The 12302-nt window shown below is 62.1% G+C and carries 11 protein-coding genes; 4 read left to right on the forward strand and 7 right to left on the reverse strand.

The features are described 5' to 3' along the window. Positions 1 to 59: 59 nt before the first annotated feature. Positions 60 to 968, reverse strand: a complete 909-nt coding sequence (locus ACM530_RS13180; protein WP_416364910.1) for a LysR family transcriptional regulator — start codon at positions 966 to 968, stop codon at positions 60 to 62. Positions 969 to 1069: 101 nt separating this feature from the next. On the opposite strand from ACM530_RS13180, the gene tam reads away from it, so the two are divergent. Further along, a complete protein-coding gene (gene tam, locus ACM530_RS13185; protein WP_416364911.1) occupies positions 1070 to 1831 on the forward strand; it encodes a trans-aconitate 2-methyltransferase in 762 nt (253 codons plus the stop codon). Between the two features lie 21 nt (positions 1832 to 1852). On the opposite strand, the gene ACM530_RS13190 is transcribed toward tam, so the two are convergent. Then, the gene (locus ACM530_RS13190; protein WP_416364912.1) at positions 1853 to 2416 is read right to left on the reverse strand and encodes a cysteine hydrolase family protein; all 564 of its coding nucleotides are present in this window, start codon (positions 2414 to 2416) and stop codon (positions 1853 to 1855) included. A gap of 239 nt (positions 2417 to 2655) precedes the next feature. On the opposite strand from ACM530_RS13190, the gene ACM530_RS13195 reads away from it, so the two are divergent. Beyond that, positions 2656 to 3765 (forward strand): DUF3182 family protein, encoded by a 1110-nt coding sequence (locus ACM530_RS13195; RefSeq protein ID WP_416364913.1) that lies wholly within the window; start codon positions 2656 to 2658, stop codon positions 3763 to 3765. After that, complete coding sequence (locus tag ACM530_RS13200) at positions 3755 to 4510, forward strand: alpha/beta hydrolase family protein (protein WP_145162677.1); 756 nt, start codon at positions 3755 to 3757, stop codon at positions 4508 to 4510. The genes ACM530_RS13195 and ACM530_RS13200 overlap by 11 nt, the downstream gene beginning before the upstream one ends. Positions 4511 to 4621: 111 nt before the next feature. Here the strand turns inward: ACM530_RS13200 and ACM530_RS13205 are convergent, their stop codons facing one another. The 5 genes from ACM530_RS13205 to ACM530_RS13225 all read right to left on the reverse strand — a co-directional run bounded on the left by ACM530_RS13205 (position 4622) and on the right by ACM530_RS13225 (position 9939). Further along, entirely contained in the window at positions 4622 to 5578 is a 957-nt protein-coding gene (locus tag ACM530_RS13205) for a lysylphosphatidylglycerol synthase domain-containing protein (RefSeq protein WP_145162675.1), read from the reverse strand. Beyond that, a complete protein-coding gene (gene clsB, locus ACM530_RS13210; protein WP_416364914.1) occupies positions 5568 to 6830 on the reverse strand; it encodes a cardiolipin synthase ClsB in 1263 nt (420 codons plus the stop codon). The genes ACM530_RS13205 and clsB overlap by 11 nt, the downstream gene beginning before the upstream one ends. Further along, on the reverse strand, positions 6827 to 7603 hold the full coding sequence (locus ACM530_RS13215) for an endonuclease/exonuclease/phosphatase family protein (RefSeq protein WP_416364915.1): 777 nt from the start codon (positions 7601 to 7603) through the stop codon (positions 6827 to 6829). The genes clsB and ACM530_RS13215 overlap by 4 nt, the downstream gene beginning before the upstream one ends. Continuing rightward, complete coding sequence (locus ACM530_RS13220; protein WP_416364916.1) at positions 7600 to 8526, reverse strand: DUF72 domain-containing protein; 927 nt, start codon at positions 8524 to 8526, stop codon at positions 7600 to 7602. The genes ACM530_RS13215 and ACM530_RS13220 overlap by 4 nt, the downstream gene beginning before the upstream one ends. A 210-nt stretch (positions 8527 to 8736) precedes the next feature. After that, positions 8737 to 9939, reverse strand: a complete 1203-nt coding sequence (locus ACM530_RS13225) for an MFS transporter (protein ID WP_416364917.1) — start codon at positions 9937 to 9939, stop codon at positions 8737 to 8739. 177 nt (positions 9940 to 10116) lie between these two features. Between ACM530_RS13225 and ACM530_RS13230 the strand changes: the two genes are divergently transcribed. Further along, positions 10117 to 12237 carry a mechanosensitive ion channel family protein gene (locus tag ACM530_RS13230; RefSeq protein WP_416364918.1) on the forward strand — a complete coding sequence of 707 codons (2121 nt, stop codon included), beginning with the start codon at positions 10117 to 10119 and terminating at the stop codon, positions 12235 to 12237. Positions 12238 to 12302 lie beyond the last annotated feature (65 nt).

Here is a 12302-nt window from a genome sequence, read left to right on the forward strand (position 1 = left end):
TCTTTGCCCTCAACAACTGATCCCAAGCCGCTTGACGGCAAAGGTTCTGCCGCCGACGTTCAGGCGTCCGTCGCGGCGGCGCTGATCACCATCTGCTTGAAGCGTTGCAATACCGCCGAGCCGTCACCGACCCGCGTCGCCAAATGCAATGGCGCCACGAGGCTTTGGCAGTCCGTCAGTTCGCGATAAACAATGCCATCCCCCCGTAGCCGCTGCATGGACGCTGGCACGATGGAGACGCCAAGGCCCGCCGCCACCAGGCTCAATGTCGCGGTCATGCGCGGCGCTTCCTGGACCACCTGCGGGCTGAAACCCGCTTCACGGCAGGCCACCAGAATCGCGTCATACAAACCCAGTCCGACGCGACGCCGATAGAGCACGAAGGCTTCAGTGGCCAGTGTCGCCAGGGGCAGGGGAGTTGCGGCGTCGTTTGCCAGCGGGTGGTCGGTAGGCAGCGCCAGCAGCATCGGCTCCACCAGAATGGGCTGGTCCTGCAGCGTTTGACTGCCGCTGAGTGGCGAGCGGATAAACGCTGCGTCGAGTCTTTCAAGGGCCAGCGCGTCCAGCAGCTCGCCGGTTCCCGCTTCTTCCAGGGCCACCGAGACGCCGACAAACGTTTCGCGAAACACGCGCAAAACGCTGGGCACGAACGGGTGCAATGCCGCCGAACTGGTAAAACCGATAGCCAACCGACCACGCTCACCGCGGGCGGCGCGCCGCACGATATCGGCGACCCCATCGGCACGCGCCAAGACTTCTCGTGCTTCATCCAGCAACGCCAGGCCGGCAGTCGTGGGGCGCACCCCGCGCGGCAAGCGCTCCATCAATGTCACGCCTAACTCGGCCTCAAGGCTTTGCAGCATTCGGGTCAGCGGGGGTTGTTGCATGCCTAAGCGTTGCGCCGCGCGAGTGATATAGCCTTCCTCGGCAATCGCCACGAAGGCTCTGAGTTGGCGAAGTTCCAGCATAGGGATACTTTCAAGGTATGGGAGGTCGCCAATCCTGGCATTTGTTCTCATGGCTCACAAGATTTAGGCTGTGGCCACTCTCGAAAAGAAGGAAAGCCGTGATGACCTGGTCAGCCAAGCAATACACGATGTTTGAGCAGCAGCGCACCCGCCCGGTTCGTGACCTGGTCGCGGCCATTCCAGATAGCCCGGTAAAAACCGCGGTCGACCTCGGTTGTGGCCCCGGTAACTCCACCGAGGTGCTGGCCGAGCGTTTCCCTCAGGCGCACGTCACCGGCATGGACAGTTCCGGCGACATGCTGATCGATGCACGCAAACGCCTGCCGGCGCTGAACTTCGAATTGGCCGACATCGGCACCTGGGCACCGGCACAGCCATGTGACGTGATTCTGGCCAACGCTTCGCTGCAATGGCTGCCGGGCCACGCCACGCTGTATCCGCACTTGGTCAACCAGCTGACGCCCGGCGGCACGCTGGCCGTGCAGACCCCCGACAACCTGGACGAGCCTGCCCACCGCTTGGCGCGCGAAGTTGCTGCCCAGGGCCCATGGGCGGCGAAGATCGGTTCGGTCAAACACAATGAACGGCACGCGGCGAGCTATTACTACGAGCTGTTGAGCAAGCACTGCAGCACTGTCGATGTGTGGCGCACCACCTACCTGCACCCACTGGCGGATCACGCCGCTGTGGTGGAATGGTTCAAGGGGTCGGCATTACGGCCCTTTCTAGCACCGTTGACCGATCGCGAAAAAGTCGCCTTTCTGCATGAATATCAGGCGCGGATTACCCAGGCGTATCCAGCACTGGGTGATGGCACTGTGTTGCTGCCGTTCCCTCGCCTTTTCATCATCGCGACTCGTTAAGGCTCGGTACACAAGTGGCGGTCATGCCGTCGCCGCTTGTGCCTTCAAGTACTCATCCGTCGACACCACGTCTGCGTAGGCAAAAGCCAGTGAAGCCATATAGGCCCCATGCACTTGGGCTGCCGGAATCACTTGCCCGTTAAATTCCAGGTCCCGTGTCGCACACGCGTCATGCAGCAGCGTGATCTTGTAGCCCAGGTCCGCCGCAGCCCGCACCACAGCGTCGATGCACATATGGCTCATGTTGCCCGCCACAACCACTTCGGTGATAGCCCGTTGCTCCAGCAACGCTCGCAGATCCGTCCCGCGAAACGCATTCACAAAGTGCTTGAGCACCACCGGCTCATTCGCCTCGTTCACGGCCTTGGCATGCAGGTGCGCGCCCTCGGAGCCCGGTGTGAAAAAGGGCGCGTCCTCAGAGGTGAACTCATGGCGCACGTGAATCACCGCGTCGCCCGCCTGGCGAAAGGCCTGCAGCACCTGCGCTGCGTTGTCTGCCGCCGCGTCCACGCCGTCGAGCGGCCACTTGCCCGCAGGGAAGTAGTCGTTCTGAATGTCGATGAGGATGAGCGCTTGCTTGGCCATGGGTGATGTCTCGTTGCAGAGGAATGGGCCCGGTATCTTAGCTGGCGCCAGCCGCAGCGGCTGAGGGAATCGTGCAGAACGCCGCCTGTTCAACCGCCTGTCGTGCAGAATAAGACAGGCCAACTGCCATCGCTTTTTAAGCAACTGATTGATTTAAAGACGCTCTTTCCGGAAACCGCCTTGGCCTGATCCCTGCAACCATTGGTGTACACACATGGCGGGATAGCCAAGGGGGACGCATGACCCCGACTCAACGCAAGAAGCTGGTGGTTGCTCATTCCACGCGAGCGGGCGCGCCGCAGCACGAGGTTGAAACCAACCGCGCGCTGGCGCGGTGGCTGGCACAGATTCTGGGGCTGAAATTCGGCGGCAGTTACGACCCGCAGCAACATGCCGGGCGTGACGTGTACGTGCTGCCAACGCAAACCCTGGTGGGCGCCGCCCAGGCGCGGGCGCTGAAGGTAAGAGGCCCAGAGGATGTGTGGGGCGGTTACGTCGACTACGATTTCATCTGCACCAAAGCCATCACCCATGGCCTGCTGAGCCCCGAAGCGAAGGCGCCGGAAGGCTGGTCGCCGGCGTTTGCCGAGCGGGTGCGCCCGGTCGTCCTTGATGGCCTTAGCGTCTTTGCCCTTGAAGATGCATTGCCCGCCGCCACGCGCTTGCTTTACAGCGGGCCGATCCGCCTGAAGCCTGTGCATGCCTGCGCCGGTCGGGGGCAGGAAGTTATCCACAGTCTCGACGAGTTCGAAGCGCTGCTTGCGCGGCCCGACGTGGCAACGCTCTTTACCGAAGGCGTGGTGCTTGAGCAGGACTTGCACGAGGTGATCACCCACAGCGTGGGCCAGAGTTTTATCGGCGGTCACGTCATCAGCTATTGCGGCGAGCAGTACCTCACTGAAGACGGGCAGGGCGAAGCGGTCTACGGCGGCTCCGACTTACTCGTCGTGCCTGGCGCCTACGCAGACCTGTTGAAGCTCGACCTGCCCGACGAAGTGCGCGAGGCCATCGAACAAGCCCAGGTTTTCGACACGGCAGCCGATGAGGCCTACCCTGGTTTCTATGACTCGCGCCGCAACTACGACATTGCCCAAGGCCTGGACAGTGACGGCCAACGCCGCAGCGGCGTGCTCGAACAATCCTGGCGCATGGGCGGCGCCAGCAGCGCGGAAGTCGCGGCGCTGCAAAGCTTCATCAATAACCCGAGCCTGCGCGCCATCCACGTTTCATCGGTGGAAACCTACGTGGACCAACCGCTGCCGGCGGATGCCATCGAGGTGTACCGCGGCCCTGCAGACAACAGCGACTTTCTTCTCAAGTACGTGACGGTTAAATCTTATGACGGCTAGAAGTGAAAGCATTGCGATCGACATTGACGACGAACAAATGAGCGGGACATTCCTGAGTCCCAAATCCAAAGTGCCAGGCGTGTTGTTTGTGCACGGCTGGGGCGGTAGCCAGGAGCGCGACCTCGAGCGCGCCAAAGGCATTGCCGGCCTGGGCTGCGTATGCCTGACCTTTGATTTGCGCGGCCACGCCGGCACCGGTATTCCATTGTCGCGCGTCACCCGCGAAGACAACCTGCGCGACCTGCTGGCGGCCTACGACCGCTTGCTGTCGCACCCGGCCATCGACACCTCGGCCGTGGCGGTGGTGGGCACCAGTTACGGAGGTTACCTGGCGGCAATCCTCACCTCACTGCGCCCGGTGCGCTGGTTGGCGCTGCGCGTGCCAGCGCTGTACCGCGACCAGGAATGGCTCAAGCCCAAGCGCGACCTGGATAAGGCCGACCTGATGGATTACCGCAGCACGCTGGTACACGCCGAAACCAATCGCGCCCTGCATGCCTGCGCGCAATTCACTGGCGATGTGCTGATCGTCGAGTCGCAGACCGACGATCACGTGCCGCATGCCACCATCATGAGCTACCGCGCGGCATGCCAGCAGACACACTCGTTGACCCACCGCATCATCGACGGCGCCGATCACTCGTTGAGTGATCCGGTGTCTCAGCAGGCCTACACCTCAATCCTGGTGGACTGGATTACCGAGATGGTAGTGGGTGAGCGGTTGAGCATCATCCAGGCCCGATAAAGCGTTGCCCTCTCAAGCGCCATCACGGGCAAGCCCGGCTCCCACAGTGGAATGCATTCCAAATGTGGGAGCGGGCTTGCCCGCGATGGCGCCGGTCCTGCCAACACTGCATCAGGCCGGTGTCTTTTTAACCCGCAACGCCTTGGCCTTAGCCTCCACCGCGAGGTACATCACCAACGCAATCAGCAGCGGCAAAATAAAGTAGATCGCGCGGTAGGCGATCAACCCGGCAAGCAAGCTGCCGCGCGACGCCTCATGCTGCAGCAAGCCGATAAACACCGCCTCCAGCACCCCAAGCCCCGCCGGGATATGTGTAACCACGCCGGCAATCGCGCTGATCAGCAACACGCCCAACACCAGTGGATAGTCCAGCTTGGCCGGCAACAAGGTGAAGATCACCGCCGCCATCAGTGACCAGTTCAGCGCGCCCATTGCCAGCTGTAAACAGGCCATGCGCAGCGACGGCAGGTTGATCTCGATGCCTTTGATCGACCACGCGCGCTTTGTCGAAAACCGGCAGGCTGCCAGGTAGCCGAAGCTGACCAACACCAACAACACACCTATGCCTTGCAAGGCCAGGGTGCTGACTTTCCACCCGGGCGGCATCGTCACCAAACCGCTGCTGAACACCATACCGGCCAGCGCCATATAGCCGAACCAATTGGTGGCCAGGCTCAGCCCAAGAATCTTGGCGATATTGCCGGTGCTTACCCCGAGCCGCGAATACAGCCGGTAACGCATGGCTATCCCGCCGACCCACGCGCTCAGGTTGAGGTTGAACGCGTAGCTGATGATTCCCACCGGCAGGATTTGCTTCCAAACCAGCGGTTGGCGGATGTAGGTGCGGCCGATGAGGTCGAAACTGGCGTAGACGAGAAAACTGCACAGGGTCAGCGCGCCGGCGATCAACAACGTGCGCAGCTTGAAGTCGCCGAGTGTCTGCAGCACTTCGCTCCAGTCGATGCGCCGCGCGAGCAGGGTGAACAGCGCGATCAACACCAGGAAGAAGACGACGGTCAGCGGCTTCTTCCAGCGTTTGAGTCGTGAACCACCGGCTTCAGAGGTCATGGGCCTGGCTCTCGAAGGGTTTCAAACGCGGTTTATGCGCGGGCAGCCAGCCCGTCAGCACGGGGAAGTGGCGCATCACATGAAACACCAAAAAACCCACGGTCAACCGCCATAACCACAGGCGTGGCTTGCGGTTTTCCGGCATGGTCTTGCAGTGCTCGCGGGCGAGCAGTTCCAGGCGTTCGTACAGCTGCTGGTTGAACGCGCGGTCGCGAATCAACACGTTGGCTTCCAGGTTCAGGGACAGGCTCAATGGGTCCAGGTTGCTTGAGCCTACGGTGCTCCACTCGTCGTCCACCAACGCGACTTTGCCGTGTAGCGGGCGCTGGCAATACTCATGGATCACCACGCCGTCCTTGAGCAAATAGTCATAAAGCATGCGCGCTGCCAGCTTGGCCAACAGCACGTCGGGCTGGCCCTGCATGATCAGTTGCACGTGCACGCCACGGCGCGCGGCATTGCGAATCTCGCGCAGCAGGCGGTAGCCGGGGAAGAAGTAGGCGTTGGCAATCACCACGCGTTTTTGCGCCTTGCTCAAGGCGTGGATATAGGCCTCTTCGATATCGTCGCGGTGCTGCACGTTGTCGCGGTAAATCAAACGTACCAGGCCGTCCTCATTGGCCGTTGTCCACGGTGTCGGCCGTTGCTGGCGCCGTCGCCAGCCGCGCCGCGTGCGCACCTGACGGCCGCTTTGGGCCAGGGCGAAATGATGCAGGTCGGCGACCGCAGGGCCGGTCACGCGCACGGCATAATCCTGCTTGGCTTCGGGGCCGAAATCGCCCAGATGGTCGGCAGAAAAATTGATCCCGCCGATAAACGCCACGCTGGCGTCCACCACCACGATCTTGCGGTGCAGGCGACGGAACCAGTTGGTGCGAATCCCCAGCGTTTTCGACGCCGGGTCAAACATCTGCACCAGCACGCCAGCCTCGGCCAGCTCACCGAGAAACGCCGGGCTCAGCTCGCCGCAGCCAAACCCGTCGAGGCTGGCCACCACCTTGACGCCGCGCTGCGCCGCCTCAATCAGGATGCCTTTGAGCTCATGGCCGACCTTGTCTTCGAACAGAATAAAGGTCTCCAGCAGGATCTCCCGCTGGGCCTCGCGCATCGCGTCGAACACCCTGGGGAAGTAAGCCTCGCCGTTCTCCAGCAACTCAAGACGGTTGCCACTCTGCCAGCCGTAATCGAGATCACGCGCCTTGGCGTCGTCGGGCGGCTGGTCGGTGGCAATGTGCTCTACCGCGACGGTCATAACTCGATCTCCACCGACAATGGCACATGGTCTGACAGATGCGACCACGGCCGGGTCGTCAGTACCTTGGGGTTGTGAATTTTCAGGTTGCGCACATAGATGCGGTCCAGCGGTAACAGCGGCAGGCGCGCCGGAAAGGTGCGCGCGGGCTTACCCGTGGCTTCAACAAACACTTCTCTGAGGCCGCTCTGGCTCAGGTCGGCCTTTTGGCGCCAGTCGTTGAAATCACCGGCCACCACCAGCGGCGCGTCGGCCGGGATGTGGCTGATGCGCTCTTGCAGCAAACGCAATTGCTGCTGACGATGCACCTCGCGCAGGCCCAAGTGCATGCAGATCGCATGCACCTCTTGGCCGGTGCCGGGCAGGCGCAATACGCAATGCAGCAGCCCACGGCTTTCATGGCCGCTTTGCGAGATGTCGAGGTTGTCGTAGCGCACGATCTGGAATTTGGACAGCAACGCGTTGCCGTGGTCGCCATGCGGGTAGACCGCGTTGCGCCCGTAAGCGAACTGCGGCCAGATGCTGTCGGCCAGGAACTCGTATTGCGGCATCTTTGGCCAGTCCTGGTAGCGCTGGGGATGGCGTTCGTGAGTGCCGTGGATTTCCTGCAAGAACACCATGTCGGCGCCCACGCTGCGCACCGCTTCACGCAGCTCGGGCAGGATGAAGCGTCGATTCAGCGCGGTGAAACCCTTGTGGATGTTCACCGTCAGCACTGTGAAGCGCGTGATGGCGGTGGTGGGCGTGGCGGGGATCAATTCCGGATGGGTCATGGCAGCACCCCGGGTTCCGGCAACTTGCCGGGCTCGGTGGCCAAGTGTTTATCCAGCTCGAAGCGCTGCAACAGTTGGCGCGCATCGAAGGGCGCGCGCACTTTGATGTCATTGTCGAAATAACAAAAAATATCGCGTTGCTTGCGCGCGCGTGGCGTGTGTTTCGGGGCGACCCAATGCGCATCCGCCGGTTGTTTGCCCTGGCGCCAGCAATCGATGCGGTCACCCCAACGCTTGAGCGCCTCGGCGGTGTAGCCGCTGGCGTAGAGTTTTTTGTCACCGTGCAGGCGCAGGTACAGGAAGTTGGCGGTGACGTCTTCGATATACGGCCACTTGCCGGCGGTGTCGGCGACCACCAGTGCCACGCCGTGCTTGTCCAGCATCTGCACAAACTCCGGTACTGCAAAACTCTGGTGGCGAATTTCCACCGCATGGCGCAGCGCCTTTTTGCCATGGGCTTGCATGCTCGCCTTGCCGTTCAGGCGCGGCTCGTGCTCGCGGGCGAGGGCGGCGGCCTGTTGGGTGTCGGCGGGGAGTTGCTGAAGAAAGGCTTCAAACAGCGGCGGGTCGAATGTGAAGCTGGGCGGGAATTGCCAGAGGATCGGCCCGAGCTTTTCTTTCAGTTCCAGCACCCCGGAAGCAAAGAAATTGGCCATCGGCTTGTGCACATCGCGCAAGCGCAGAATGTGGGTGATATAGCGCGGTGCTTTCACGCTGAACATGAAATTATCAGGCGTGTCGGCGTACCACTCGGCATAACGCTTGGGTGTTTGCAGGGCGTAAAACGAGCCGTTGATTTCGATGCTGTTGACGGCGCGTGACGCAAATTGCAATTCGCGTTTCTGGGTCAGGCCCTCGGGGTAGAAATCCCCCCGCCAGGGCGTGTAGCGCCAGCCGGAAATGCCGATGTGAATCGCCGCCATAATTGCTCCCGTGGATGTAGGGTCAAGTGACCTCCGTTTTGGGATGACTGCGGTTTTTGTCGGAAAGTTTCGCCGTTCCTACAGACGGTACGAGGTAAAGAATGTGGGCGCGGGCTGCCTGCGATAGTGGTAGGTCAGGCGATGAATGCGACGCTGGCGTACCGCAATCGCGGCAAGCCAGCGCCCATATTGGATGTGTGGCGTGCTGAATCAGTGTCCGACTACCGTGCGCGTCGAACTGTCGGCATACACCGGCCCCAACCGGTCCAGTCGGCCACTCCACGCCGTCAGTGCCAGGGCCACCAACACCACTGAGCCGCCGATCCACGCGGTGTGGATCAAGCCCATGTGCGCCACGATCAAGCCCCCGGCCCAGGCGCCGCCGGCGATTCCGAGGTTGAACGCCGCAATGTTCAAGCCCGACGCCACATCCACCGCCTGCGGGGTGTGACGTTCAGCCTGGCGCACCACGTACACCTGCAGGCCCGGCACATTGCCGAAGGCGACCGCGCCCCACACCAGCACGGTGGCCAGCGCCAGCCAGGGGTTGCTGGCGGTCAGGCTGAGGATGAACAGCACCGCCGCGAGCAGGGCGAAGATGATTTTCAACGCGCTGATCGGGCCGCGTTTATCGGCCAGCTTGCCGCCCCAGATATTCCCCGCCGCCACCGAGATGCCGTACACCAGCAGCACCAGGCTGACGGTGCCGGCGCTGAAGCCGGAAATGTCCTGAAGGATCGGCGCCAGAAAGGTAAACGCGATGAACGAGCCGCCGTAGCCGATGGCGGTCATGGCGTACACAAGCAGCAAGCGTGGCTGCTTGAGCACTTGCAGTTGTTGCAGCAACGAGGCGGGTTTGCGGTGGGCGATGCTGTTCGGCACATAGATCAGGCTGCCGACAAACGCGATCACCCCCAGGGCCGAAACAGCGAGGAACGTTTCCCGCCAGCCGAAGTGCTGGCCGATAAACGTGCCCAGCGGCACGCCGGTGACCAGTGCAACGGTCAAGCCGGTAAACATGATCGCAATCGCGCTGGCGGCTTTCTCCTTGGGCACCAGGCTGGTGGCGATGGTCGAGCCAATCGAGAAAAACACCCCGTGGGCCAGGCCGGTGACGATTCGCGCCAGCACCAGCGACTCATAACTCGGCGCCTGCCAGGCCAACAGGTTGCCGAGGGTGAACAGCACCATCAGCGACAGCAGCAGCCCTTTGCGCGGCACCTTGCCGGTGAGGGCGGTGAGCACCGGCGCGCCAATGGCAACGCCCAAGGCGTACAGGCTGACCAGCAAGCCGGCGGACGGCAGGCCGACGCCCAGGTCGGCGCCGAGGGTGGGTAACAGGCCAACGATGACGAACTCGGTCGTCCCGATGGCAAAAGCGCTGAGGGTCAGCGCGAGTAAGGCAATGGGCATGGCTGCAACTCCGATGGGTGTGATTCAGGAGCGCAGTGTCGGGATTTGGCTTGTGCGGAAAAAGACACGGATCGGCATTTGATAGTTGACCGGGAGGCAAAGATGCCCGATGGCGGGGAACGATCAAGGCTCAAACCCGTCAGTTCCTTACAGACCCTGCTGATGGAGCCCGGTGTTTTGCTGAATTTAAAGACTGCATTACTGCTTGGTGCGCTGCTGCTGTGTGGCAATGGCGCGCTGCAAGCTGCAACGCCTGCGGCCGCCGCAGCGCCTGCCGCAGCGGCTGAACCGGCCAAACCGGAGTTGCTGGTCGAGGGCGGCCTGTTGGGCGCCATCAGTTCCAGCATTGACGATGTACAGGACAAGCTTGACCTCAACCAGAACCTCATCGACGCCTGGCGCTTGCGCGCCGATCGCGCGGCGGATGAGGTGGGCCGCTTGGTCGACCAGACGGCTGAACGCTCGCCGTGGAGCGTGGCCGGCGACTTCCTGCTGCTGTCCGGCGTCTGGGTTGGCGCCTTTGCGGTGTTGACCCTGCTGGGGCACTTAGTTGTGCAGCGCTTGAGTCGGCGGCATTTTGTCGAGCGACGCGAACGCTTGCTGGCAGTCTTGGGGTATGTGGTGCCCTACACGATCCCCGCGCTCATCTGTCTGCCACTGACCCTCTACGTCAGCCACTTCCTGGCCTCGTCGGTGGGTCGCGCGCTGGCGCTGTGTTTTGCCTACGCCACCAGCAGCGGCATCTTTTCCACGTCGATGTTGCTGTGCGTGATCGTCATGTTCAATCTCGGCCACAAGCGCCCGGCCGTGCAGATCATTCGCAACTACTGCCCCAAGCCGCTGTTCCTTATCGGCTTCCTGGCCGCCCTCAGCGACGCGCTGACCAGCCCGCAGATCGCCCGACAGTTGGGTGGCAATATCACCAGCAGCATCGCGGTTTTCACCGGCCTGTTCGCGGCGGTGATTTTCGGTGTATTGGTGGTGCGCCTGCGCCGGCCGGTGGCGCATTTGATCCGCAATCGGCCACTGGCCCAGCGCCTCAAACACCCTGCGCTGCAGCAATCGCTGCGAGTGTTTTCCGGGCTGTGGTACTGGCCGATTCTGTTGATGGTGCTGGTCTCGGCGATCAACCTGATCGGTGCCGGCGACGATAACCAGAAGGCGCTGCGCTGTGCGCTGTTCACCACGATCTTGCTGATCGGCACGGTGTTTCTCAGCACGGTGTTGCAACACCTGTTCAAGTCCCGCAGCCAGGTGGCGATCCAGCGCAGCAGCGCCTACAAGGAGCGCTTCCTGAGCCTGTTGCACGCGATCTTGCGCATCGCCATGGCCATCGCGTTTATCGAAATTCTGGGGCGTATCTGGGGCATCTCGCTGTTCGAATTTGCCCAGCGCAACTCGGTGGGCCGCGCGATCAGCGACTCCCTGAGCAGCATCGGCCTGATCCTGCTGATGACCTGGCTGTTCTGGGTGGTGCTCGACACCGCGATTCAGGAAGCGCTGAAACCGCCGGTCAATAAACGCTCCAGCCGTCAGCCGAGTACGCGGGTCAAAACCATCCTGCCGCTGCTGCGTAACGCGGTGAAAATCATCCTGGTGGTGATCTGCGCGATCACCACCATGGCCAACCTTGGCATCAACGTCGCGCCGTTGCTGGCCGGTGCCGGTGTGGTCGGTCTGGCCATCGGTTTTGGCTCGCAGCAATTGGTGCAGGACGTGATCACTGGCCTGTTCATCATCATCGAAGACACGCTGTCCATCGGCGATTGGGTCGTGCTCGACTCCGGCCACGCCGGTACCGTAGAAGGCCTGACCATCCGTACGTTGCGCCTGCGTGACGGCAAGGGTTTCGTGCACTCGGTGCCGTTCGGGCAGATCAAGGCGGTCACCAACCAGTCGCGGCAATTTGCCTATGCGTTCTTCTCAGTGCAGTTCACCTACGACACCGATGTGGACAAGGCCGTGGACCTGATCCGCGAGGCCGGGCAATCGATTCGCGATGACGTGTTCCTCAAGTACAACCTGCAAGGGCCGCTGGAGGTGTTTGGCGTCGACAAGATGGACCTCAACGGCGTGGTGCTGACCGCGCAGTTCCGCACGGTGTCGGGCGGGCAATACGCGGTGAGCCGCGCGTTCAACCAGCGCTTGAAAAAGCTTGTGGATAACTGTGATGAGGTGCACTTCGCGCAAACTTATCCACAGCAGGTCTTGCTGCCCAAGCGCACGGCGCAGGTGGATGAGCCGGATGAGGAGGCGCCGGCTTCGGTGGTGTTGACCGAGCAGCCGCGTACCCAGTGAGGGAAGGTGTCTGGGCTGGCCCCATCGCGGGCAAGCCCGGCTCCCACCTTTTGACCGTGTGAACC

The organism is Pseudomonas sp. NFX183 (assembly GCF_047943075.1).
Lineage (GTDB): Bacteria > Pseudomonadota > Gammaproteobacteria > Pseudomonadales > Pseudomonadaceae > Aquipseudomonas.